Source organism: Thermobacillus composti KWC4, assembly GCF_000227705.2.
In the GTDB taxonomy this organism is placed as follows: Bacteria; Bacillota; Bacilli; order Paenibacillales; family Paenibacillaceae; genus Thermobacillus; species Thermobacillus xylanilyticus.
Genome location: NC_019897.1, coordinates 4,183,517 through 4,206,343 on the forward strand (window position 1 = coordinate 4,183,517; position 22,827 = coordinate 4,206,343).

Annotated in this window: 21 protein-coding genes, 1 pseudogene and 2 riboswitches; of the genes and pseudogenes, 6 read left to right on the forward strand and 16 right to left on the reverse strand. The window is 63.2% G+C overall.

Going from position 1 to position 22,827, the window contains the following annotated elements:
- Nucleotides 1–78: 78 nt before the first annotated feature.
- The 3 genes and pseudogenes from THECO_RS19185 to THECO_RS19195 all read right to left on the reverse strand — a co-directional run bounded on the left by THECO_RS19185 (nucleotide 79) and on the right by THECO_RS19195 (nucleotide 4,430).
- Nucleotides 79–1,908 (reverse strand): annotated as a pseudogene (locus THECO_RS19185) (ABC transporter ATP-binding protein).
- A complete protein-coding gene (locus tag THECO_RS19190) occupies nucleotides 1,856–3,625 on the reverse strand; it encodes an ABC transporter ATP-binding protein (RefSeq protein WP_041854000.1) in 1,770 nt (589 codons plus the stop codon). Before THECO_RS19190 ends, THECO_RS19185 begins: the two are co-directional and overlap by 53 nt.
- Nucleotides 3,626–3,740: 115 nt before the next feature.
- Nucleotides 3,741–4,430, reverse strand: a complete 690-nt coding sequence (locus THECO_RS19195; RefSeq protein ID WP_015256664.1) for a metal-dependent hydrolase — start codon at nucleotides 4,428–4,430, stop codon at nucleotides 3,741–3,743.
- Nucleotides 4,431–4,626: 196 nt separating this feature from the next.
- On the opposite strand from THECO_RS19195, the gene add reads away from it, so the two are divergent.
- Nucleotides 4,627–5,682: an adenosine deaminase gene (gene add, locus THECO_RS19200; protein WP_015256665.1), complete on the forward strand. Its 1,056-nt coding sequence runs from the start codon at nucleotides 4,627–4,629 to the stop codon at nucleotides 5,680–5,682.
- Between the two features lie 104 nt (nucleotides 5,683–5,786).
- Nucleotides 5,787–6,380: an HAD family hydrolase gene (locus THECO_RS19205; protein ID WP_015256666.1), complete on the forward strand. Its 594-nt coding sequence runs from the start codon at nucleotides 5,787–5,789 to the stop codon at nucleotides 6,378–6,380.
- A 2-nt stretch (nucleotides 6,381–6,382) separates the two neighbouring features.
- Here the strand turns inward: THECO_RS19205 and THECO_RS19210 are convergent, their stop codons facing one another.
- From THECO_RS19210 to THECO_RS19255, 9 genes are all read right to left on the reverse strand, one after another.
- Nucleotides 6,383–7,240: a carbohydrate ABC transporter permease gene (locus THECO_RS19210; RefSeq protein ID WP_015256667.1), complete on the reverse strand. Its 858-nt coding sequence runs from the start codon at nucleotides 7,238–7,240 to the stop codon at nucleotides 6,383–6,385.
- Nucleotides 7,233–8,216 (reverse strand): carbohydrate ABC transporter permease, encoded by a 984-nt coding sequence (locus tag THECO_RS19215; RefSeq protein WP_015256668.1) that lies wholly within the window; start codon nucleotides 8,214–8,216, stop codon nucleotides 7,233–7,235. Before THECO_RS19215 ends, THECO_RS19210 begins: the two co-directional genes overlap by 8 nt.
- 67 nt (nucleotides 8,217–8,283) lie before the next feature.
- Nucleotides 8,284–9,699, reverse strand: coding sequence for an ABC transporter substrate-binding protein (locus tag THECO_RS19220; protein WP_015256669.1), 1,416 nt, complete (start codon nucleotides 9,697–9,699; stop codon nucleotides 8,284–8,286).
- Between the two features lie 209 nt (nucleotides 9,700–9,908).
- On the reverse strand, nucleotides 9,909–12,020 hold the full coding sequence (locus tag THECO_RS19225) for an ABC transporter ATP-binding protein (protein WP_015256670.1): 2,112 nt from the start codon (nucleotides 12,018–12,020) through the stop codon (nucleotides 9,909–9,911).
- Nucleotides 12,017–13,798, reverse strand: a complete 1,782-nt coding sequence (locus THECO_RS19230) for an ABC transporter ATP-binding protein (protein WP_015256671.1) — start codon at nucleotides 13,796–13,798, stop codon at nucleotides 12,017–12,019. Before THECO_RS19230 ends, THECO_RS19225 begins: the two co-directional genes overlap by 4 nt.
- A 613-nt stretch (nucleotides 13,799–14,411) precedes the next feature.
- Nucleotides 14,412–14,539: riboswitch (cyclic di-GMP riboswitch) on the reverse strand.
- Nucleotides 14,540–14,738: 199 nt separating this feature from the next.
- The gene (locus tag THECO_RS21360) at nucleotides 14,739–14,909 is read right to left on the reverse strand and encodes a Dabb family protein (protein ID WP_232427714.1); all 171 of its coding nucleotides are present in this window, start codon (nucleotides 14,907–14,909) and stop codon (nucleotides 14,739–14,741) included.
- A 35-nt stretch (nucleotides 14,910–14,944) separates the two neighbouring features.
- Entirely contained in the window at nucleotides 14,945–15,568 is a 624-nt protein-coding gene (locus tag THECO_RS19245) for a ThuA domain-containing protein (RefSeq protein WP_015256673.1), read from the reverse strand.
- Nucleotides 15,569–15,604: 36 nt separating this feature from the next.
- The gene (locus tag THECO_RS19250; protein ID WP_015256674.1) at nucleotides 15,605–16,318 is read right to left on the reverse strand and encodes an SDR family NAD(P)-dependent oxidoreductase; all 714 of its coding nucleotides are present in this window, start codon (nucleotides 16,316–16,318) and stop codon (nucleotides 15,605–15,607) included.
- Between the two features lies 1 nt (nucleotide 16,319).
- Nucleotides 16,320–16,937, reverse strand: a complete 618-nt coding sequence (locus THECO_RS19255; protein ID WP_332306819.1) for a helix-turn-helix transcriptional regulator — start codon at nucleotides 16,935–16,937, stop codon at nucleotides 16,320–16,322.
- A 14-nt stretch (nucleotides 16,938–16,951) separates the two neighbouring features.
- Here THECO_RS19255 and THECO_RS22620 point away from each other — a divergent pair, with 14 nt between their 5' ends.
- Both THECO_RS22620 and THECO_RS20780 read left to right on the forward strand, forming a co-directional pair.
- Nucleotides 16,952–17,587 carry a hypothetical protein gene (locus THECO_RS22620; RefSeq protein WP_332306820.1) on the forward strand — a complete coding sequence of 212 codons (636 nt, stop codon included), beginning with the start codon at nucleotides 16,952–16,954 and terminating at the stop codon, nucleotides 17,585–17,587.
- Nucleotides 17,588–17,623: 36 nt separating this feature from the next.
- The gene (locus tag THECO_RS20780) at nucleotides 17,624–18,508 is read left to right on the forward strand and encodes an HNH endonuclease (RefSeq protein WP_015256676.1); all 885 of its coding nucleotides are present in this window, start codon (nucleotides 17,624–17,626) and stop codon (nucleotides 18,506–18,508) included.
- 134 nt (nucleotides 18,509–18,642) lie between these two features.
- Here THECO_RS20780 and THECO_RS19265 read toward each other — a convergent pair whose 3' ends face one another.
- Both THECO_RS19265 and THECO_RS19270 read right to left on the reverse strand, forming a co-directional pair.
- Nucleotides 18,643–19,353, reverse strand: coding sequence for a type 1 glutamine amidotransferase (locus THECO_RS19265; protein WP_015256677.1), 711 nt, complete (start codon nucleotides 19,351–19,353; stop codon nucleotides 18,643–18,645).
- Between the two features lie 103 nt (nucleotides 19,354–19,456).
- Nucleotides 19,457–19,738, reverse strand: coding sequence for an alpha/beta-type small acid-soluble spore protein (locus THECO_RS19270; protein WP_015256678.1), 282 nt, complete (start codon nucleotides 19,736–19,738; stop codon nucleotides 19,457–19,459).
- A gap of 147 nt (nucleotides 19,739–19,885) precedes the next feature.
- Nucleotides 19,886–19,929, forward strand: a riboswitch (PreQ1 riboswitch).
- Between the two features lie 100 nt (nucleotides 19,930–20,029).
- Between THECO_RS19270 and queF the strand changes: the two genes are divergently transcribed.
- Both queF and THECO_RS19280 read left to right on the forward strand, forming a co-directional pair.
- Nucleotides 20,030–20,527, forward strand: coding sequence for a preQ(1) synthase (gene queF / locus THECO_RS19275; RefSeq protein WP_015256679.1), 498 nt, complete (start codon nucleotides 20,030–20,032; stop codon nucleotides 20,525–20,527).
- A gap of 14 nt (nucleotides 20,528–20,541) precedes the next feature.
- Nucleotides 20,542–21,075: a VUT family protein gene (locus tag THECO_RS19280; RefSeq protein WP_015256680.1), complete on the forward strand. Its 534-nt coding sequence runs from the start codon at nucleotides 20,542–20,544 to the stop codon at nucleotides 21,073–21,075.
- A 132-nt stretch (nucleotides 21,076–21,207) separates the two neighbouring features.
- Here THECO_RS19280 and THECO_RS19285 read toward each other — a convergent pair whose 3' ends face one another.
- Entirely contained in the window at nucleotides 21,208–22,035 is an 828-nt protein-coding gene (locus THECO_RS19285; protein WP_041854694.1) for a 1,4-dihydroxy-6-naphthoate synthase, read from the reverse strand.
- Nucleotides 22,036–22,040: 5 nt separating this feature from the next.
- Nucleotides 22,041–22,754: a futalosine hydrolase gene (locus tag THECO_RS19290; RefSeq protein WP_015256682.1), complete on the reverse strand. Its 714-nt coding sequence runs from the start codon at nucleotides 22,752–22,754 to the stop codon at nucleotides 22,041–22,043.
- Between the last annotated feature and the right edge of the window lie 73 nt (nucleotides 22,755–22,827).

Consider the following 22,827-nt stretch of genomic DNA (forward strand, 5'->3'; position numbering starts at 1 on the left):
CGCTCCCGTATCGAATCGAATGGCCTGGTTGATTGATGCTGCTTATACGCTGTTCGCGGGATCCGCGTACACCACTGCTTATTCCGAGCCTGCGAATGCCGCCTGCTGCCCGCTGCGCACGAGGCTGCTGTAGAAACCGGAAAGCGCCATCAATTCCTCGTGGCTCCCCTGCTCGATGATGCGGCCTCTGTCCAGCACCAGAATGCGGTCAGCACGCCGGATCGTGTTCAGCCTGTGCGCGATGACGATGCTCGTGCGCCCGGCCATCAGCCGGTACAGCGCCTCCTGGATATGTAATTCCGTAATCGTGTCGATGCTGCTCGTCGCCTCGTCGAGCACGAGGATGGCCGGATCGGCAAGGATCATGCGCGCGATGGCCAGCAGTTGACGCTGTCCCTGGCTGATGCCGCTGCCGTCCTGCCGCAGCATCGTATCGTATCCGTGCGGCAATTTCATGATGAACCGGTGCGCGTTCGCTTCCCGGGCCGCCTGTTCGACTTCCTCATCCGTCGCGTCGAGCCGGCCGTAACGGATGTTCTCCCGGATCGTCCCCTCGAAGAGGAAGACGTCCTGGGGCACGAATCCCATCGCTTTCCGGAGCGACTTGCGCGTAATGCCGCGAATGTCCCGGCCGTCAATCAGAATCCGCCCGCTGTCCGGCTCGTAGAATCGGGCAAGCAGCTGCACGATCGTCGTCTTGCCCGCGCCGGTCGGTCCGACCAGGGCGATCATTTCACCCGCTGCGGCGCGGAACGATGCGCCTTCGATCGTCGGCACGCCCGGCTCGTAGGAGAACGAGACGTTGTCGAAGACGATCTCGCCCTTCACCTGTCCGATCGGCACCGCACCCCGTTCGTCCACCGTCTCCTCCTGTTCGTCGATCACCTCGAATACCCGTTCCGCGCCGGCGACGGCCGACAGGAACGTGTTGAACTGGTTCGCCAGATCGTTCAGCGGCCGGGTGAACTGCCGCGCGTACTCGGCGAACGTCACGATGATCCCGACCGAGACGATCCCTTTCAGCGTGAGCAGGCCTCCGGCCCCGGCGACGACGGCGAAGCTCAAGTTGTTCAGCATGTTCATCAGCTTCGGGATGAAGCCGGAATAGACTTACGCCCGGTAAGCGGACTCGCGCAGTTTGGCGTTCTTCGCCATGAACGCGTCGATGACAGCCCGCTCGCGCGAGAAACTTTTCACAATGCGCTGCCCGGATAGTGTTTCCTCAACGAAACCGTTGAGCGCTCCCGTGTTGCGCTGCGTCTCCTTGAAATAACGGCCGGTCCGGTTCGTGATCCAGCGCATGCCGGCGAACATGACCGGCACGATCGTCAGCGTGATCAGCGTCATGATCGGGCTGAGCCAGATCATGAGCCCGAGCATCCCCGCGAATGTGAGCAGGCTGGAGATGAGCTGGATGAAGGAGCTGTTCAGCGTCTGGCTCACGTTCTCGATGTCGCTTGTCATGCGGCTCATCAGTTCGCCGTGCTGCCGCTTCGTGAAGTACGCGATCGGCAGCCGGTGGAGCGCGTCGAACAGATCGGCCCGCAGCTTCGCGACAGTGCGCTGCGCGACGCCGATCATCCAGAAGTTCTGCAGCCAGCCGGCCGCGCCCTGCGCGATGTAGGATGCGCCGAGCACGAGGATCAGCAGCGCGAGCCCCTTGTAATCGCCGGGCACAAAATAATCGTCGATCGCCCTGCCCAGCAGATAGGGGCCGAGCAGCCCGAGGGTCGAGCTGATCGCCGTCATGGCGAAGATGGCCGTGAGCAGCCGTTTGTGATCGGCCAGATACGACCAGATGCGGAGCAGGGTCGGAACCCATTGTTTCGGCCGCTGCCCGCGCTTGCCGCCGCGGTCAGCCACGGTGTGCCGCCTCCTCTCCGTACTGCGACCGGATGATGCGCGCATACAGCGGCGACGTCCGGAGCAGCTCTTCGTGCGTCCCCATCGCGTGAAGCCGGCCGTCCTCAAGGATAAGGATAACATCCGCCTGCATGGCCGCCGATATCTTCTGTGTGACGAGCAGAATCGTGCAGCGGTACGCTTTCAGCGCGGCCAGCAGCGCCGCCTCCGTCTTCGCGTCGAGGGCGCTCGTGCTGTCGTCGAGCAGCAGCACCCGCGGCTTGCGAAGGAGCGCCCGCGCCACCGAGAGCCGCTGCTTCTGGCCGCCGGACAGATTGACGCCCTTCTGCCCGATCATCGTCTCGTACTGGTTCGGCAGCCGCATGATCGTCTCATGGATCTGCGCGGCGCGCGCCGCTTCCACAATCTCCTCCCGGTTGGCGTCATCCTTGCCCCAGAGCAGGTTGTCGCGCACCGTCCCCGAGAACAGCACCACTTCCTGCGGCGCATAGCCGATTTGCGCGCGCAGCCATTCCGGATCGCAGGTTCTGACATCCCGTCCGTCGATCCGCACGGCGCCTTCGTCGGGATCGAACAGCCGCGGGATGAGCTGGATGAGCGATGACTTGCCGGAGCCGGTCGCGCCGAGAATGGCCGCCGTCTGGCCCGGCCGAACGGTGAACGAGATCCGGTCCAGCGCAGGGTCGGCCATTCCCGGATAGCGGAATGTGACGCGTTCGAACGCGATCTCCGCGCCTTCGTCCGGAGCGGAAGGCGACGAGGCCGCATTCTCCTGCCTCCCGTCTTCGCCGGAGCCTTCTGCGCGAGTCGTCGTCTCCTTCTCCTCCGTCTTCAGCACTTCCGTGATCCGGCCGGCCGACGCCCTCGCCCGGGCCAGACCTGTCACGATCCAGGACAGCATGGAAAATGCGGCCATGATGCGCATCGCATAGTTGACAACGGCGACGATCTCGCCGACTTCCGCACGGCCCGCCTGCACTTCCGCGCTGCCGAACCAGAGCAGCAATAGAATGCCGACATTCATGACCATAAGCAGAGCCGGCACCGTCAGTTCGACGACCCGGATGGCGGAGATCGTGCGCGTCATCAGATCTTCATTCGCCTGCATGAACCGCTCCCGCTCGCGGGCGTAGCGAACCATCGCCTTGATGAGCCGCATGCCGAGCAGGTTTTCCCTCAGCAGCCCGTTCGTCCGGTCCAGCCGGGCCTGCACCGCCTGGAACAGCTTGAACCCGCGGTTCATCATCCAGACGAGAACCGTGAACAGCACCGGCGAGATCAGGAGCAGGACCAGTCCGAGCCGGACATTGATGGCCAGCGCCATGATAAGGCCGCCGGCCATGATCAGCGGAGCCCGCATCATGACGCGCAGGCTCATGAACACCGCGTTCTGCACCTGGGCGACATCGCTCGTCATCCGGGTCATGAGCGTTGCGGCGGAGAAGCGGCTGAACACGGCGTAAGGAAAAGACTGCACGCGTTCGTACATCCCGGCGCGGACGTCGAAGGCGAAGCCCTGGCTCACATGCGCGGCGAAGTAGCTGTTCACGATGCCCGAAGCGAAGCCGAGCAGCGCAAGCAGCGTCATCCAGGCGCCGATCCTGAGCACCGCGCCGGTATCCCGGGGCAGGATGCCTTCATCGATGATGCGGGCCATCAGAACCGGATGCCACAGCTCGACGACGAGTTCCACCAGCATCAGGATGAGGGCAATGCCCGCGGCCAGACGATACGGTTTCAAATATTTCAGCAAGTATCGCAATCCCGCTCACCCCTTTTGCGTGGTTGGAATCGTTTACATCCGGACGTCGGGATGAGGCGGCTTCATCCTGGGCCGCCGACGCGCCGCGCATGCGGCTTGCAAAGCGGCAAGCCGCTTACAGTTCGATCGATTCGCCGGGCGCCAGCGGAATCCCTTCGATGCCGGCGGCTTTCAGCCGGCCGGCAAATGCCTGCCCGTCCTGCTCAATGAGCGGGAACGTATTGTAATGGACGGGAACGACCCGAGCCGCGCGGAGCCATTCCGCGGCCGTCAGCGCATCGTCGGGCCCCATCGTGAAATTGTCGCCGATCGGCAGGAACGCGAGGTCGATCGAATGGCGCTCACCGATGAGCTTCATGTCGCCGAACAGCGCCGTATCGCCCGCGTGATAGATCGTTCGGCCTTCACTGGTCAGAAGCAGGCCCGACGGCATGCCCATATAGACGAAGCGTTGCTCGCCCGCCACTTCATAGCCGGACCCGTGCAGCGCAGGCGTCAGCTTCACCGTGCCGAATTCGAACGCGTGCCCGCCCCCGATATGCATCGGATGCATCTTGCAGCCTTGCCAGCCGGCATAAGTGGCCAGTTCGAACGGCGCGATAACGACCGCATCGCAGCGTTTCGCAATTTCAAAGGCGTCGCCGACATGGTCGTTATGCCCGTGCGTGAGCAGCACATAGTCCGCCCGGACTTCGGAGGCGGCAACCGGCGCCGTCGGATTGCCGGTCAGGAACGGATCGATAATGAGTCTCCGGCCGGATGTTTCGACCAGAACACAACTGTGGCCATAATAGGTCAGCTTCAACTTTCCCCACCTCGGCATTACTTACATTGTGTTAACACTTATATTTCCATTATCCGAAAATCCCGCGCGAATGTCTATGCTTGTTAAGCAAGTTGACACGGCCCCCGGCTGCCATTACGATGGGGGAAAAACAAGGCGCTGCCGGGAGACGTTCCCGCCCGGAGACCGCGCAGACAATGAGAGGAGGAAGTTCTTGATGACCAGGCCTTTGGACCTGATCGCGGCCATGCCGAAGATCGATCTCCATCTCCATCTGGACGGCTGCGTCCGGCCGGAGACGCTGATCCGCCTGGCCCGCGAGCGGAAGCGACCGCTTCCGGAGACGGAGCCGGAGCGGCTGCTGCCGTATATGCAGGCGGCGCCCGACAACGCGAACCTGACCGAGTACCTGACCAAATTTGATTTCGTGCTTCCCCATCTGCAGGATGCGGAAGCGCTCGAGCTCGTCGCCTTCGAATGCGTGCGGCAGACGGCGGACAGCGGCGGCCTGTACGTTGAAGTCCGCTTCGCCCCGATGCTGCATACCCGGGAATCCTTGAGCGCGGACGACGCCATCCGCAGCGTCATCGCGGGCCTCAGGCGCGGCGAAGCCGAATGCGGCATTCCGGCGCGCGCCATCGTCATCTGCATGCGCCATCATGACGAGGCGGTGAACATCGCCGCCGTCGAGGCGGCCGCGCGTTTCGCCGGGCACGGCGTGGGCGCCGTCGACCTTGCCGGGGACGAGTCGCGCTTCCCGACATCCGCCTTCCGACGGGTGTTCGAAGCGGCCGCCGCGCTCGGCCTGCCGGTCACGATTCACGCCGGCGAAGCGGCCGGACCCGAGAGCATCCGCGAAGCCGTCGAACGGCTCGGCGCCGTTCGGATCGGCCACGGCGTCCGCGCCCGGGAGGACCCGGAGATACTCGCAATGCTCAGAGAACGCCGGATTCCGCTCGAGATGTGTCCCACGAGCAACATCCAGACGCGGGCGGTTCCCGGGTGGGCCGCGTACCCGCTCCGCCGCTACGCGGCCGAAGGGCTCGTCGTCACGGCGAACACGGACAATCCGACGGTATCGGGCACGACGATCGCGGACGAGTACCGGCTGCTGCATGAGCGGCTGGACATGGCGCCGCGGGAGATCGCGGCGCTCGTCCTGAACGCGGCGGATGCGGCCTTCCTCGAGCCGGAGGCGAAGCAGGCGCTGAAAGCGCGGGTGCTGTCCGCGCTCGCCTCCCTCGGCCTTGCCCCGGACCATAAGGGCGCATGATAACGAGAAGACCGCCCGGTAACCGGCGGTCTTGGGTCACACAAGACAGAAAGAGGCCCGACGCGGCCATTCGCATCGGGCACAACTATGGGAGATGAATCCGGATGCCCCTGAAACCCCAGCTTGTCCTTGATGCCGGCGGCGTGCTGCTGACCAACCTGGGTTCGTTCTGGCGGTCGCTGGCCGAGCTGGCCGGCACGCCCTTCGACGAACTCCGCGCCCGCTACCGCCGGGAGATGCGCGGCCCGCTCTGGTCCGGCGGCATATCGGAGCCGGACTTCTGGGCCTGGCTGTCCGCCGCCTGGCCCGGCCTGGATATTGCATCGGCCCGTCAGGCGCTTCTGGACAGCATGAAGCCGCTCCCGGCGCTGAATCATCTTCAGGCATGGAGCAGCCTCGCCGATCTGCATATTCTGAGCAACCACCGCGCGGAATGGCTCCTGCCGCAGCTGGATCACCGCATCCGGCTTTTCTCCGGCATTACGATTTCAAGCGAGGCCGGCTTCTTCAAGCCGGACCCGAGAATCTACGAGACGGCAGCTGCGAAGATACCGCCCGGCGCGCCCGTCCTGTTCGTCGATGACCACCCGGACAACCTGCGCGCGGCGGAAACCTTCGGCTGGCATACGCTGCTTGCCGACGAGGCCGACAGCGGCTGGACGGAACAGGTCGAGCCGCTGCTGCGCAGACTCGGTTGACCTTACTCCTTCACGCTGCCCAACGCCACGCCTTCGATGATGTACCGGGACAGCAGGAAGTAGATAATGAACAGCGGGATTGCCGTCAGCGACAGTCCGAGATAGATGGAACCGTACTCCGTCCGGTAAATGTCGCCGCGCAACAGGCTGACCATGATCGGAAGCGTGTATTTCTCCTTCTGTGTCAGCAGAATGAGCGGCATGAACAGGTTGTTCCAGTTCGCCACGAAGACGAAGATCGCCTGCGTCGCCACCGCCGGCATCATGATCGGCAGGATGATCCGGTTGAATGTGGCGAATTCGCCGGATCCGTCCACCCGCGCCGACTCCACGACTTCGAACGACAGCGCGCCGATCAGATATTGGCGCATGAAGAACACGATCGCCGGCGACGCAATCGCGGGCAGAATGAGCGGCAGATGGTTGTTCGTCCAGCCGAGCTTGTACATGAACTGGTAGAAACCGACCGCGCTCGCCTGCGCCGGAATCAGCATCACCAGAATAATGAACGTGAAGAACGGCTGTCGGAGCTTCCAGTTGTATGCCACGAGCCCGTATGCGGTCAGGGAGGAGAAATAGACCGCGCACAACGTCGCGCCCGCGGCGATGATGAACGAGTTCACGAACCCGGTGATCGGATCGAAGCTCTTGTCGAGCAGAATCTCCAGGTTCCTCATGAGATGCCCCGAAGGCAGAATGGCCAAGCCTTGCTGGATCTCCGACGTCGAACGCGTCGCGTTCACGAACATGATCCAGAATGGCGCGATGCTGAGCAGAGCCAGGAAGATGCAGACGATATAAATGATTGTTCGATTGATGTTCAGGGCGATGGCGTTGCTCTTCCTCAGTTGACTATGCATGCGTTACGCCCCCTTGTGACGCCGCTTTCGCCGCTTTGCGAATCCGCCGCTCTTCCCGTTTGAGACGCGCCGCGTCGCGGTCGCGCATCAGATAGAACAGGAACGCCGACAGTACGGCCGCGATCACGAACAGAATCATGCTGGCCGCGGCTGCGCGGTTGTACAGGTAGCTGCCCCTGAATGCCTGCGAATAGATGAACATCGTGGCGGTGTAGGTTGAGTTGTCCGGTTGGCCCGCCAAGAACAACTGCGGAATGTCGAACATTTGCAGACCGCCGATCATCGACGTGATCAGCGTGAACAGCATGATCGTCCGGAGGCTCGGCAGCGTAATCCGGAAGAACGTCTGGAATCCGTTCGCGCCGTCGATGGCCGCCGCCTCATAGATCGCCGGGTTGATCCCCAGCACGCCCGCGATCAGGATCAGCATCGTATGGCCGTACCACATCCAGAACTGGATGAACGCCACGATCCCCCTCGCCGTCGTCTTGTCCTGGAGAAAATTGATCGCCTCGTTCGACCAGCCGAACATTTGGTACATGCTGTTGATCGGGCCGATCGGATACGCGAACAGCGAGCTGAACAGCACGGCGATCGTGCCGGCCGTGATGATGTTCGGCATGTAGAACAAAATTTTGAACGCGCCCTGTCCCCGCAGTTTGAGCCGCTTGTTCGTGAACCAGGCGGTGAGCAGGAGCGCGAGCCCCAGTTGCGGGATGAAGTTCACGATCCAGATGAGCGCCGTATTCATGAGCGACATCCGGAACAGCTCATTTTCGAACAGCAGGTTTTTGAAGTTTTCCAGCGGATCGTCCAGAATGTGGGGCGTTTTCGGGACGACGCCTTTCATGTCGGTAAACCCGATGAATGCCGTGTACAGGATCGGATACAGCGAAAAAACCAGGAACGCCAATACGAAGGGAAGGCAGAAGAGATAGCCGTACCTGGAATAGTGGAGTTTGCTGCGCCGGCGCAAAATCGATCACCTCCCGATGATGTTAAAGGGGCGGGGGATACCCACCCGCCGCCCCGTCAAGGCGCCCTTACTCGCTGTCAATGCCCAGTTCGTCTTTGACCCGTTTCTTGAAGTCGGCAAGCGCCTGCTCACGGCTCTTGTTGCCGGCAGCGTACTCGCGGACTTGGTCGCGCCAAATGAGGTTGATCGATTCGTCATACTGCGTCAGGTTTTTGCCCGTTGCGTTGGCGTTCGCCGGCACAAACACGTCGAACATGTTCTGACCGCCGAGGATGTCGAGTTCGCCGTTCGATTTCTCCATGACGACGGAGGATGCGACGGAGTCCTTCGTGCCTTGCTCGCCTTCGACCATCGTGCCGTTCGCCCAGAAGTATTGCAGACCCGTCTCGGACGTATCCAGTGTTACCCACTTGATGAAGTCGGCGACCGCTTGCTTCTTCGCTTCGTCCTTGAGCACTTCCTTGTTGGCCAGCAGCCAGGTGCCGCCCCAGAAGAAGCCCGTCGTCGGCTCGGTGACCGCCCAGTCGCCGAAGGTGTCGCCCACATTGTCCTTCATGACATAGTTGATGAGCCATGCCGGACCGAAGAAACCGAATACCGGTTTCGGACCGCTGCCGTTCATGTCGGCGAACCAGGCTTCCTGCCAGTCGCGGGTGTCGTTGTGATAACCGTTGTCCTTCAGACGCTTGGACATGTCGAGGAATGCTTCACGCTTCGGATCAATGTGCAGTTTGCCGTCAACGATCCAGCCCTGGTCCGAGCTGTTCTCGATCGGGTGCCAGATGTCGCCGTCGCCGGAGACGATCGCATAGCCTTTCGCTTTCAGCTTCTCGGCCGCTTCGAAGAATTTGTCCCAACCCGGGCCGATCTCGTCCTTGATGACTTGCGGATCGTCTGTGCCGAAGACATCCTTAGCGATCGAGCGGCGATAGATGAACGCGCCGCCGGTTGCCTGATAGCCAAGCGCTTTCAGCACGCCGTCCTTGGAGCCGATTTCAACCGTGTACTCGGCGATGCCGGCTTCCTTCACCATGTCGTCGGTGAGACCCAGATCGGCATAAGCAGCCGCAAAATCGGACATGTCGCCTTGCGCGTACTTCAGAACGAACGCCGCTTCGGCAGCATAGATGTCCGGAGCGTCGCTGCCGCCGCCGACAATCGCCTGGTCAAGCGCCGGCTGATACGCGCCTTCCGTGGTGGCGATGATGGTCGGATTGAATTCGACGTTCTTCTCGGGGAACAGTTGAACGTACTTTTCCGCCATCTTCGGAATTTCGTCCGTAAACGACCAGAGGTTGATCTTGATCTTCTCGCCCGAGCCGGAAGATCCGCCCGAGTTGCCCGTGCTTTCCGTGTTGCTCGACGTGTTGCCGCCCGTCGACGAGTTGGAGCCGGAGTTGTTGTCCTTGTTGCTCCCCCCGCAGGCCGCCAGCAGCGATGCGAGCATGATGATCGCGGTGAGCAATGCCAGTGTTCTCTTCATCTCTACTTTCCTTCCTCCCTTTTCAATGCACATCCGTCTTGCCATGCACATGTATTGTAAACGCCATCAGTATTATAGAGCCGATGTTGTAAGCGGATAAGGATACGGCCGTTGGATATCCTCCATCTTTTTTTGTGTATGAGTTTCCGAGTTTCACAAACAGAAAACCCCGGTCCCGCTTCATGCGGTCCCGGGGTTCCCCGTCCTCTTCACTTTGCCGGTCCGGCGCCTGCCGCGGCGCCCGCGGCGGAAGCCTCTCCCTGCTGCAGCTGATACATTTGATAATACTTGCCGCGCCGCTCCATCAGCGACTCGTGATTTCCCCGCTCCACGATGACGCCGCGGTCGAGCACGAGAATCAGATCGGCGTTCTTGATCGTCGACAAACGGTGCGCGACGATGAACGTCGTCCGCCCCTGCTTGACGACCTCGAGCGCTTCCTGGATGATCGCTTCCGTCTCCGTATCGATGTTGCTTGTCGCCTCGTCGAGGATGAGGATCGCCGGGTCGAACGCGAGCGCGCGGGCGAACGAGATCAGCTGCCGCTGTCCGGCCGACAGCGTGCTGCCCTTCTCCAGCACCGGCTCGTCGATGCCGCGCGGCAGAGCTTTCAGCACCCGGTCGCCGCCGACTTCGGCCAGCGCCTTCGCGGCCTTCTCGCGCGTGATCCGGGAATCGCCCATCGTAATGTTCGATTCGACCGTGCCGGTGAACAGGAACGGATCCTGCAGCACGATGCCCATATGCGCCCGGAGCGCCTGCCGCGGGATATCCCGCACGTCGACGCCGTCGATGGTGACGCTGCCGCTGTCCGGATCGTAGAAGCGGAAGAGCAGGTTGATGATCGAGCTTTTGCCCGAACCGGTATGGCCGACGATCGCGACCGTCTGCCCCTGCTTCGCCTCGAACGAGATGCCTTTCAGCACCGGTTCGCCTTCCTTGTACGAGAACCAGACGTCGCGGAACGCGACATCGCCCTTATAGCGGGGAATCCGTTCATCCGACACGTCTTCGCCCGGCTCGTCGAGCAGGACGAACACCCGCTCGGCCGAGACGAGCGCCGTCTCGAGATTCGGCAGCTGGTTGACGATGTTCACGATCGGGTCGAACAGCCGGTTCAGATAGTCGACGAACGCGTACAGCACGCCGAGCGACACGATCGCCTCCGGACCGGTCAGCCGCTCCGCGCCGAAATACCAGATGACCGCCACATAGGCGAAGTTCCGGATGACGCCGACCAGGTTGTAGCCGGTCAGCGAGTTCAGACTGAGCAGCTTGTTCTTGTAGACGAAGCTCCGGTGGTTGTACGCCTCGAACTCTTCCTCCACCTTCTTCTCGCGCCGGAACGCCCGGATGACGGCCATCCCCTGGATCGATTCGTTGATCCGGCCGTTGATCTCGCTCAGCGTCGCGCGGATCACGCGGTTGTACCGCCGGGCGAACCGGCCGTAGACCCGGATCCATACCGCCAGGATCGGGATGATGATCAGGCAGATCGCCGCCAGCCGCACATCCAGCAGGAACATCGCGCCGAGAATGCCGACCATGTTGACGCCGCCGGTGAAAAAGTTCGCCAGCACCGTCACGTACAGCTCGCGGATCGCCTCCGTATCGTTCGTGATGCGGGAGACGACTTTGCCGGCCGGCAGATTGTCGAAAAAGCGGACCGCCAGCCGGTTCACTTGGGCGAACACGTCGCTGCGCATTTTCAGGATGATCCGGTTCGCCGCCGCCTGCAGATAGTAGCGCTGGCCGTAAGCGAAGAACGCCGACAGCACCGTCAGCCCGAAATAGAACAGGCAGAGCCGCAGCATGCCGTCGACTTCGGGACGGTAGAACCGGTAGATCTCCTTCGCGCCGATCCGCTCGGCCGGATAGACGGCCGTCTGCCCGCCCTGTTCGATCGTGACCGTGCCGTCTTCGTTCACCGTCCGGGCGCCGTCGAACGCGACCGGCTGCGGAATGAAGTAGTATTCCCTCCCGATCTGCAGGATGCGGACTTCTCCGCCCCGCTCCTCGCCGGGAGCGAAATGGTCCGACCGTTTGTAAAGCTTGCCCTCGTATTCGGCCGTATGGGCATCCTCCGCGGACACTTCATGCCACGGCTGCTCGATGCCCGAAATATGCACGTCGATCAGCCGCTTCGCCACGAACGGGCCGGCCAGGTTGGTGGCGACGGATATGGCCAGCATGACGATGGCCAGGAGCAGCTGCCATTTGTACAGCAGGGCATACCGGATCAGGCGCCTGACCGTCTCGCCCTTGCCGGCCGACGCCCGGTCGATGTCCAGATCCCGCCCGAAAATGTCTTCCGTGCTCATGCATGATCACCCGCTTCCGATCCAACCGCTTCTTCCATCTGCTGCCTTTCGTACTGTTCCTTGTACCAGCCGCCGCGCGCCAGAAGCTCCTCATGCGTGCCTTCCTCGATGATCCGCCCGTCGTCGAGCACGACGATCCAGTCCGCGTGCTGGACGGCGGACAGCCGGTGCGTGACGATGATCGTCGTCTTGCCCTGCCGCTCGCGCCGGATGTTCGCGATGATCTCCGCCTCCGTCCGCGCGTCCACCGCGGACAGCGCGTCGTCGAGCATCAGAATCTCCGGATCCCGGACGAGCGCCCGGGCGATCGCGACGCGCTGCTTCTGGCCGCCCGACAGCGCGACGCCCCGCTCGCCGACGAGCGTATTCAGACCGTCCGGCAGGAAAGCCAGGTCTTTCTTGAACGCGGACGCCTCGATCGCGCGCTCCAATTCCTCCTCGCCCGCGTCGTCGCGCGCGAACAGGATGTTGTCGCGCACCGAGCGCGAGAACAGGAACTGCTCCTGCGGCACGTAGCCGAACCACGACTTGAGCCGGTCCGTCGGAATCCGTTCGATCGGCACGCCGCCGATCGCAATCTCGCCCGTGCCCGACGGATATTCGCGCAGCAGCTGGCGGATCAGCGTCGTCTTGCCGGCGCCGGTCCGCCCGACGACGCCGAGCGTTCCGCCCCGCCGCAACACAAACGAGACGTCCCGCAGATTGTCGACCGGCGACCCCGGGTAGCGGAACGTCACGTTCCGGAAGACGATGTCGCCCGGCGTCTCCGGCGCTTCCGTCTCCATCGCCGCTTCCGCGTCCGGCACGTCCGGCACATCCGGCTTGTAGTTCAGCGTCTCGTTCACCCGGTCGAGCGACGCGTTGCCGCGCTGCATGATGTTGATCATCTCGCCGACCGCGAACATCGGCCAGATCAGCATCCCGAGATAGACGTTGAAGGTGACGAGCCCGCCGATCGTCAGTTCGTTGTGGAAGACGAGATAGGCTCCGTAGCCGAGGCCGATCAGATAGCTCGCCCCGACGAAAATTTCGACCGTCGGCTCGAACAGCGCCTCGATGCGCACGACGGCCAGATTTTTCTTGTAGACGTCTTCGGTTACCGCTGCAAACCGGCGCTCCTGCGCCCGCTCCTGCACATAGGCGCGGATGACGCGAATGCCGGAGATCGTCTCCAGCACGCTCTCGTTCATGTCGCCGAACGCGTCCTGCGCCGCGGTGAACCGGTTGTGGATCCAATTGCCGTACACACTGGCAAGCACGGCCATGATCGGCAGCGGCAGCACCGCCATCAGGGTCAGCTTCCAGGAGACGAACACGGACATCATGAAGAGCAAGAGCGCCATCCACAGCGTGGAGTCCATCAGCGTCAGCAGGCCGAAACCGGCCGTCAGGCTGACCGCATTCAGGTCGTTCGTCGCGCGCGCCATCAGATCCCCGGTGCGATTTTTATGGAAGAACGCCGGGGTCATCTTCAGAAAATGCCGCATCAGCCTGGAGCGGAGCATCCGCTCCACAACGAACGAACCGCCGAACAGGTTGTAGTGCCATGTATAGGAAATGACATAGACGATGACCGTCAGGCCGGCAAGCGCCGCCAGCGTCATCGTCAGACTCTGCCAGGTCATGGTCCCCTGATAGATGGCGTCAATCGCATCTCCGACGATCATCGGCGGCAGCACTTCGATGATGCTGCTGACAAAAAGCAGCGTGAAGGCGATGAGGTAACGTTTGCGTTCCAGCTTGAAGAACCAGCCCAGTTTGCGCAGCACCGCCAGCATGTCTGTCTCTCCTCTCTCCGTCCTTGGATCTCGACCGCAAAAACAAAACGCACATCGCAAAAGGTGCGATGTGCTCCCAAGTTCCCGCTATGGGTACACGCCGCGCCCCTCCCGCGGCATGCGCATGTCAACGCTTCATTCAGCGGACCGCCGGCAACTAGCCGGAGCCGGGATGAAGCGGCCGCGGGCACTATGAGCCTCGCCTCCAGATGGCATAAGGAGGTTATGATCCATCCGATTGCCGTTCATCGCCCGCAGCTCCTTTCCGTTGCCAATGTGTCATCTTTATGACGTACAGTATCACGCCGTTCAACAAATTGTCAACGGATTTATCCTATAATAATCGTTCTCTGCCGATCAGTCCGATTATACCCGAACGTCCAGTTTCGCACCGACCATCAGCGCGGGCGGCATCGGTACCGGCTTCTTTCCCTGCTCCCCGTTCCCGGGCTGTGCCGCCTGCTGACCCGCGGCTTTCCCTGCCGCCGCCTTGTACGAATTCGCAGCCGCCGGCCACAACCTGCCTTTTCTGTCCTCGGCCTGATGCGCACCTGAATTTCCGGATGTTCGCTCCGAAAAAGCGGAATCCATCCCCACGCGACCTCCTTCCTTGTTCGGCAGCTGGCTGGCATCCGGCGCGAACCGCCCGTCCGCCCGAATTGCGGAGGTCCGGTCCATCCCGCCGATTAGCCCCTGTAGCTTTGCGCCCTTGCGCTTTCGCGCAGGTTGCCTTGATCCCAAGCAGGACTTGCGCATCCCAAGTATAGGAAACAATTACTATCCTTTCAATCATTTTCTGCGTCTTCCGTCGGACCGATATGCGCTTCACAAAAAACAAAAAAACCGGCTCCCTTGCCGCGTACCGGGCAGGCAGAGGCCGGTCTTCGCCAACATGCGCTTTCTCAAACCTTATTGCGCTGCACCGCCGTCAGCGCATGCCTCAGACGTTCACGAAGTCGATCTCCTGGAAGCGGACGACCTCCTTCTTCCACCGCTCCTCGACGAACTTCACGTGATCCGGATGCGCGGTGTACGCATCGTAGTCGGCCTGGCTCGCGAACTCCATCGAGAAGCCGAAGTCGAAGTCCGTTTTCTCTTCAATGGCTTTCATCTGATTTGACATCATTTCCGTCTGTGTGAGTCCGGTCAGGCCAACAGCAGCCGCAGCCGCTCCGCCAGGAACGCCTGGAACTTCGGGTCGAGCAGCGCTTCGCGGGCATGGGCGGGCGTCAGGCAGCACACCTTGCCCGCTCCGTAGTCATGCTCCCAGCCGGCCAGCGACTCGCCGTCCGCCGAGCGCGAGCGCAGGAACACGTTCGTCCTGGACTCTTCCACTTCCACAAAATAATGCTCGTCGAACAACGTCATCACTTCGGCACCGTCCGAAGCGCGCGTGTAGGTGACGTCGTTCATTTTCGGGTGGTGCAGGAAGCGGCCGCGCAGCATGTCGACGTAGGCGCCGTCCTTGTCATAGCCGGCCATACCCGTATGCCAGGCCAGCCAGCGGCCGCCGTCTTTCACATACCCGGCGATCGCCGCCTCGATTTCGGGCGACATCCACGGCTCGAACGGTTCCTGCGGCCCGTTCAGCGGGTTCTGTTTGAACAGGACGACCGCGTCCGGCCGCTCCTTCAGCCGATCCGCAAGCTCCCCGTGCTCCGCGAACGAGATCGCCATGCCGCCGGCCGCTTCCGCCGCCTGCCCCAGCGCTTCCCGAATCATATCTCCTGCATGCCAATAGTCGCCGACGAGGGCGATGACCTTCTTCATTCCGATCGTTCCTCCCGGTCGCTGGATTCGGCAGACTTACCAGGGCAGCGGTTTGCCCGTGTAGTCCGTGTACGACGGCAGCGCCGTAATCTCCTGCGGCTTGAGCACCTGCGCGATGATGCCCTTCGCCGAGTCGATCGCCTCGACCGTCGCCTTGTCGTTGAACTTGCCCGACATCCAGGAGCGCACCCACCCCGGATGGAAGCACATCACCTTGATGCCGTATTCCTGCAGATGGTTCTGCAGAATCGCGGACTGCATGTTGACCGCCGCCTTCGTCATGCAGTAGCCGTATTCGCGCTTCCGCCAGTTGTCGGCGATGCTGCCGGCCTCGGACGAAATGTTGACGAGCCGCTTCCCTTCGCCCTTCACCAGCAGGTCGATGACGGAGTTGGTGACGCGCAGCGTGCCGAGCGTGTTGACGTTGTACATGTTCAGCATGTCGTCGAAGTACAGATCGCCGAAGATGTCCTCCGAGCGGTCCCGGTAAATGGCCGCGTTGTTGATGAGGATGTCGAGATGGTCCGTCTCCGCCTTCACGATGTCCGCCGCCCGCTGCACCGATTTGTCGCTGCCGATGTCCAGCGGCACGATGCGCAGCTTCGGCTCCTTCTCCGCCAGTTCGCCGAGTTCGGGCCAGTCGGCGATGTAGCTTCCCGCGAACACGCGGTACCCTTCGGTCAGCAGCACTTTCGCCAGCGCAAGGCCGAGCCCGCGGTCGCAGCCCGTTACGTAAGCCGTCTTCTCCATCTCAATTCCCGCCTCCCGTTGTTGTCGGTATCGGATCAAGCCCCGCCGCGCCGGGATTCTGGAGAAACCGCCGGCGATACTCGCGGGGCGTCACCCCTTCATTTTTCACGAAACATGCGGTGAAATAGGCGGCCTGATGGAAACCGACATCCTGCGCAATCTGGCCGACCGGCAGATCGGTCTGAAGCAGCAGCAGCTTCGCCTGATCGAGCCGGTATTGCAGCAGATACTCCATCGGCGAGCAGCCGAACTGCCGCTTCATGCAGCGCGCGATGTACACCGGGTGAAAATTGAGCGCCTCGCCGAGATCCTTCGCCGTCAGCCGCTCGCGGTAGTGTTTCCGCAGCCAGGACGCGGCCTGGTCCGCCACCACGGCGCCCGGACGCGGCGAACGCGCGTCGGCGCCGGCGGCGAGCATCATCAGCACCTGCTGGAACAGGAGCTGCTGCTCCCAGCGCACCCAATGCAGGTGGGAATCGCGCTCGAGCGCAACGAGCTGCCGCAGCACCTCGTACATCTTCGCCGGCTGCACCAGGCGGCTGAACTGCGGCACGCGGATCCGGAACGTCTGCATCCGGAACGTCCGGCCCGGCGCCGGCGCATCGTCCGCTCCGTGCATCCGGCCGTCGGATAATGGTGCAGATCCGACCGCAGAATGAGCGCGTGGCCTTCCGCCACTTCATATTGCCGGTCTTCCTCCCCAATATACAAGCAGCCTTGCGCGACGACAAGCAGATCGAACTCGCCGATCGCACACCGCTCGGGATGCTTCCGCCCCGGTCCGGCCAGGCTGTAGCCCGCGCGGATGTAGTGGGGAAGCGGAAGAGCGGTGAATTCGATCGCCGGCATGCGCGCCAGCCCCTTTCCGATCAGGTTGAAATTGTGATAGAAAAAGTTGACCTCCTGATACTTCCATGCCTGCAAACCGCCTATAATTCCAGAGAGCAATCCCATGTACGCGCTTTCGCAAAAAGTTGTCCGCCGGTTTTGTCCGCGATATTTTTCTCCTCCGACATTATCGCATGCGCAACGGATCAAATCCAACGGGATCGTCGTCGACCGCGGTCGACCGGCGGTTCTGATCAGAAATATCGGCGGAGCAGAGCGGTTTATCAAGGTTCATCGCGCGGATGGGATGCCGCAGGCACACCGCTGCTGTCGGCCGGCACACAAATCGAACTTCGGGGAGACGCCGCGATTGGTCGAAAGCCCGGCTGCAGACGCATGCAGCCGGGCTTTTCTCGATCAAAGCCGGGAGATCGCGTATAATAAGGGTGTATTGAGAAGGACCGGAGGATCAGGCGCATGGATCGCAAGCGGCAGGACGCGGCGGAATATCCGCAGACCAAAAGATGCGCATATTGCCATGCCGAGCGGCCGCTGGAGGAATTTCAGCGGCGGACCGGCCGGCGCGCCGGGCCGAATTCGCGCCGCGGCGCTTGCCGCGAGTGCCGCCGACGGATGCGGGCGGCCGGCGCGGCCGGGGCCGCGGCGGCGACGGCGGCTGGAGCGGACAAGCCGTCCGCGGCGGATGAAGCGCGGCAATTCGGGGCGCCGGAGGTGCAGCCGAACGTCGGCGGTCCCGCAGCCGGGCAGCCCGCCGCTGCCGGAACGGGCGGCAAACGGCGCAAACGCCGCGGGAAGCGCGGCGGACGAAAGCGGAACAGACGCCGGCAAGCGCAGGCCGGCGGCGCGGACGCGGCGACCGTAAAGCCGGAAGAGAACGGCCGCCGCACGCGCCGGAAAGCGGCGTCCATCCTGCCGCCGATGCCCCTGCCGCCTCGGCCCGTCGGGCCGGACCCCTCCGTGCTGTCCCCGGGCAAATCCGGCGTCATCTGGATGCGCGGCCGGACCGACAAGGGCCGCCGCTGGCGGCAGGAGACCGACCTCGAGACCGCCGTCACGCTGGTCCGCGAGTATGCCGCCGTCGTCGTGAACCGCCGGACGATCCGCAGGCTGTACAGCAACAAGGCGTTCCGCGAGTATATTTTGAAACGGGATAATTACACCTGCTATTTCTGCGGGAAGTACGGCGACACGATCGACCACATCGTGCCGCGGGCGAAGGGCGGCCACACGACGCCTGTCAATTGCGTGACCGCGTGCCGCGAATGCAACCAGAACAAGGCCGCGCTCGACCTGGACGAATTCATGGAGCGGCTGCAGCCGCAGTCCGGCGAGCCGACGTGACAATCCGGATGCGGGGCCGGCCTGCTTCGGGCGGCGCGGCAGCTCCGTCGAATCCGGCGCGCTCGCCGGCAGGGCGGCCGATGCCCGGTCGCCGCTCACCTTGTCCGACGCATCGCCGTCCCCCGGTCGCCCGCTTACCCCGCCGCGCGTTCCCCTGCATGTGCCGCGAGCATCCGATCCAAGATCTTGTGCAGATAGGCGGCGGAATCGGCGCAGCGGGCGGTTTTCGCGAGCATCGCCGCGGCCGACTCGATCCACCGGCCCGGCACCAGTTCGTCGGCCCACGCTTCCGTCATGGCCGTCATGCAGGCCGGCGTCGTCTCCAGATGGAACTGCAGGCCGAGCAGCCGGTCGCCGAAGGCGAACGCCTGATTGCGGCAAGCGCCCGAACTGGCCAGATGAACCGCGCCCTCCGGCAGTTCGAACGTGTCGCCGTGCCAATGGAACGACCAGAACATCTCCGGCAGCCCGGCGAGCAGCGGATGCCGCGCTTCCGTCCGGCGCACCGGATGCCAGCCGATCTCTTTTTCCCCGTTCCGGTACACCCGGCCGCCCAGCGCTTCCGCCAGCATCTGCGCGCCGAGGCAGATGCCGAGCACCCGCTTGCCGCACCGGATCGCTTCCCGCAGAAACGCTTTCTCCGCAGCCAGCCACGGATGCTTGTCTTCTTCGAAGACGCTCATCGGACCGCCGAGCACGACCAGAAGATCGAAACTTTCCTTCGGCGGGAACGGCTGCCCGGACGGCGGCTCGAATACTTCGGCGGGACACCCTCGTTCCTTTGCCCATGTTAATAAAACTGACGCATCATCAAAGGAGAAGTGTTTCAACAACAGAAGACGCATCGCACCACCTCCGTTATGTCAAATATTTTAACATAACCTTCTCCCGATCTGCGCATCCCGCCGCGATAAAAAAAATCAGGCACCCCGATAAGGGATGCCTGATTCACTGCCGCTTCGCAAGCCGTTCCTGCGCCATGCGAATCATTTCGCGCACCATCGGTCCGCCGATCCGTCCGCCGACGGCGCCCGCCTGATCGGTGCGCAGCTCGCCGCCCGTGCCCGGCTGAAGCGGAACGCCGATCGACCGCGCGACTTCGTATTTCACGTCGCCCGGCCGAGCCGGATTGACCGACCAGCCTTCGCGGCTCATCACTTCCGCTTTCAGCGCTTCCAGCGCCGGGCCCGCTCCGGGAACGAGCGGCCGCCTTCTGCCTCTCCTCGCCATGTCCGCCGCCTCCTTTCCCCGCTTAACTTCCCCGCGCGGCCGGAAAATAGTCCAGCGATTTGTTTCCAGCGCGGACGGGCTGGGCAGGCCGCTCCGCTTATGCTATACTGACGAAGTCAACTGCATAAGAAAATCCGGAATCACCGTCCGGGAGAGGTTCGCGAACTCCCTCTATAAAAAACTAAGGCTGAACGATCGCCCTGTCGCAATCGTTCTTTTGTGTTTTGCATGGAAATCGGTTCGTCGAATCTCGTTTCGCTGCAGGAACCACACGCGAAAGGAGATTTTTTTATGGCCGGAAGAGGACCCGAAGACTTGCAGGACTTGACGCTGCTGGGCAGCCGGAACACGCGGTATGCGTACACCTACGACCCCAAGCTGCTCGAGACGTTCGAAAACAGGCATCCGGGGCGGGACTATTTTGTCAAGTTCAATTGTCCGGAGTTCACCAGCCTGTGCCCGATGACGGGACAGCCGGACTTCGCGACGATCTACATCTCGTACATTCCCGACAAGCGTCTCGTGGAGAGCAAGTCGCTGAAACTGTATCTGTTCAGCTTCCGCAATCACGGCGATTTCCACGAGGACTGCGTGAACATCATCATGAACGATCTGATTGAAGCGATGGACCCGAAGTACATTGAGGTGTGGGGAAAATTCAAGCCGCGCGGGGGCATCTCGATCGATCCGTACTGCAACTGGGGCAAGCCGGGAACCAAATACGAGGCGATGGCGGAACACCGGCTGCTCCATCACGACCTGTATCCCGAAAAAGTGGACAATCGTTAATGGAGGACGCTGACATGAGAATCGGAATCATCCTTCTGTATCTGGCATCCATCGTGATCGCGAACGTCGTCACCGCGCGCTTTGCGCCGCTCGAGTTCGGTGCGTTCCTCGTGCCGGCCGGTTCGGTGTTCATCGGCGCGACGTTCATCCTGCGCGATTTCGTGCAGCAGGCGATCGGACGGAAGCGGACGTATGCCGCGATTCTGGCGGCCATGCTGCTCTCCGCCGCCACGTCGTGGCTGCTCGGCGACACGCTGTGGATTACGGCCGCGTCGGCCGTGACGTTCCTCGTCTCCGAGTCGACGGATACGGAGATCTACAGCCGGCTCAAGCTGCCGATGGCCTGGCGCGTGCTGTACAGCGGCTTCGCCGGCGGCGTCATCGACAGCGTGCTGTTCGTGCTGATCGGCCTGTCGCCGCTCGGCGCCGGCATCCTGCCGTGGGAGGCGGTCGGCAGCGCGATCCTCGGCCAGCTTATCGTGAAGACGGGCATGCAGGCCGCCGGAGCCGCCGTGGTGCGGATGCTGCCGGTCGGCCGAACGGCCTGAGGCAAGCGAAAAACGGCAGACGCCATCCCCTCGGACGGGCCAAAAAAACTTCGTCTGTTCACGGCATCCTTCCATTCCGCCGGAACAGACGAAGTTTTTATCATCGGGAAGGCGCCGGATGCGGGCCGCGATTCAGCGCAGCGCCGACAGGTCGAACGCCGGCACGAGCCCTTCCCGGGCGGCGCGGCCGAGCAGCGCTTCGACCGCCGCGTAGCCTTCCTCGCCGAGATCCGCGGTGAACGCGTTGACGTACAGATCAATGTGCGCCTGCGCCACCTCGGGCTTCATCTCCTGCGCATGGCGCATGACGTAATCGCGCGACGCCTCCGGATGCGCCCAGGCGTATTCGACGGAAGCGCGGATCCAGGACGCGATCGCCCCGCGGTCGAGCGAGCGCCGCGCCACGATGGCGCCGAGCGGAATCGGCAGCCCGGTGTCCTCTTCCCACCACCGGCCCATGTCCTCGACGAGGGACAGGCCGTACTCCCGATAGGTGAAGCGCGCCTCGTGGATGACCAGCCCGGCGTCGATCTCGCCGTCCCGGACGGCGGGCATGATGCGGTTGAACGGCATGACGACGATCTCGCCGACGCCGCCCGGCACATGCCGGGCCGCCCAGAGGCGGAACAGCAGGTACGCCGTCGACCGGTCGCTCGGCACGGCCACCCGCTTGCCCGCGAGCGCCTCCGGACCGGCCGGGCGGGCCGTCAGCACGAGCGGGCCGCAGCCGCGGCCGAGGGCGCCGCCGCACGGCAGGAGGGCATACCGGTCGAGCACCCAGGGCAGGGCGGCGTACGAAATTTTCAGCACATCGAAATCATCGGATTCGGCCGCGTAATGGTTCGTCTTGTCGACATCGGCGTAGGTCACGTCCAGCTTCGGCGCCCCGGGCACGAGGCCGTGCGCCAGCGCATGGAAGACGAACGTATCGTTCGGACACGGCGAGTAAGCAATGCGCAGCGTGTTCATCTGCTTTCGAAAACCTCCTTTGCGGCGGCGAACGCCGATTCCAATGCGGCCAGCGCGTCAGGGATGCGCCACGCGGCGCGGTCGCGCGGGCCGACCGCGTTCGAGACGGCGCGCAGCTCGGCGACCGGCACGCCGGCAGCCGCGGCGGCGGCCGCCACGCCGAAGCCTTCCATCGCTTCCGCGGCGGCGCCGGGCACGCGGCGTGCGCGTTCGGCCGCGGTGGCGGCCGTTCCCGTCGCGGTCGAGACGGTCAGCACCGGACCGCGGCGAAGCGGCAGACCGGCCGCTTCGATGCGCCGCGCCAGCCGGGCCGACCAGTCCGGATCGGCCGCGATGCGCGACGTGCCGAAGCCGAGCTCGTCCACCGGCAGGAAGCCGTCCGGCGTCTCGACACCGAGATCGGCGGCCGCGATGACGTCGGCCAGCACGAGGTCGCCGATGCCGGCCGCACCGGCAAACCCGCCGCCGATCCCCGCGCTGATGACGAGGCGCCATCCGCCCCCGGCGAGCGCCGCCGCGGTCCGCGCGGCCGCCGATGCCGGGCCGACGCCGGCCAGCCGCACCTCCGCCCGCGGGCAGCCCGCCAGCCCGCGCAGCACCGCGTCCCGTTCCGCCTCCACCGCCGTCATGATCAGAATGTCCGGTTTCGCCGCCCGGCCGGCTTTTTCCGTCTGACCGTCCGTTCCCGCCAGACGCTTATCGTCCCTCATCGCCGCACCTCCACCCTTCGGGCATCCGCCCGCAGTATCCGCAGCATGGTGCATAAATGCACGATATTTGCTC

Coding starts and splice junctions, on each gene's coding strand:
- THECO_RS19280 (WP_015256680.1), top strand. CDS start 20,542: ATGAGAATCGGAATCATCCTTCTGTATCTGGCATCCATCGTGATCGCG.
- THECO_RS22620 (WP_332306820.1), top strand. CDS start 16,952: ATGGTGCAGATCCGACCGCAGAATGAGCGCGTGGCCTTCCGCCACTTC.
- THECO_RS21360 (WP_232427714.1), bottom strand. CDS start 14,909: ATGAAAGCCATTGAAGAGAAAACGGACTTCGACTTCGGCTTCTCGATG.
- THECO_RS19265 (WP_015256677.1), bottom strand. CDS start 19,353: ATGCGTCTTCTGTTGTTGAAACACTTCTCCTTTGATGATGCGTCAGTT.
- THECO_RS19210 (WP_015256667.1), bottom strand. CDS start 7,240: ATGCATAGTCAACTGAGGAAGAGCAACGCCATCGCCCTGAACATCAAT.
- queF (WP_015256679.1), top strand. CDS start 20,030: ATGGCCGGAAGAGGACCCGAAGACTTGCAGGACTTGACGCTGCTGGGC.
- THECO_RS19245 (WP_015256673.1), bottom strand. CDS start 15,568: ATGAAGAAGGTCATCGCCCTCGTCGGCGACTATTGGCATGCAGGAGAT.
- THECO_RS19255 (WP_332306819.1), bottom strand. CDS start 16,937: ATGCACGGAGCGGACGATGCGCCGGCGCCGGGCCGGACGTTCCGGATG.
- THECO_RS19290 (WP_015256682.1), bottom strand. CDS start 22,754: ATGAGGGACGATAAGCGTCTGGCGGGAACGGACGGTCAGACGGAAAAA.
- THECO_RS19205 (WP_015256666.1), top strand. CDS start 5,787: ATGCCCCTGAAACCCCAGCTTGTCCTTGATGCCGGCGGCGTGCTGCTG.
- THECO_RS19270 (WP_015256678.1), bottom strand. CDS start 19,738: ATGGCGAGGAGAGGCAGAAGGCGGCCGCTCGTTCCCGGAGCGGGCCCG.
- add (WP_015256665.1), top strand. CDS start 4,627: ATGACCAGGCCTTTGGACCTGATCGCGGCCATGCCGAAGATCGATCTC.
- THECO_RS19220 (WP_015256669.1), bottom strand. CDS start 9,699: ATGAAGAGAACACTGGCATTGCTCACCGCGATCATCATGCTCGCATCG.
- THECO_RS20780 (WP_015256676.1), top strand. CDS start 17,624: ATGGATCGCAAGCGGCAGGACGCGGCGGAATATCCGCAGACCAAAAGA.
- THECO_RS19230 (WP_015256671.1), bottom strand. CDS start 13,798: ATGCTGGCGGTGCTGCGCAAACTGGGCTGGTTCTTCAAGCTGGAACGC.
- THECO_RS19250 (WP_015256674.1), bottom strand. CDS start 16,318: ATGGAGAAGACGGCTTACGTAACGGGCTGCGACCGCGGGCTCGGCCTT.
- THECO_RS19225 (WP_015256670.1), bottom strand. CDS start 12,020: ATGAGCACGGAAGACATTTTCGGGCGGGATCTGGACATCGACCGGGCG.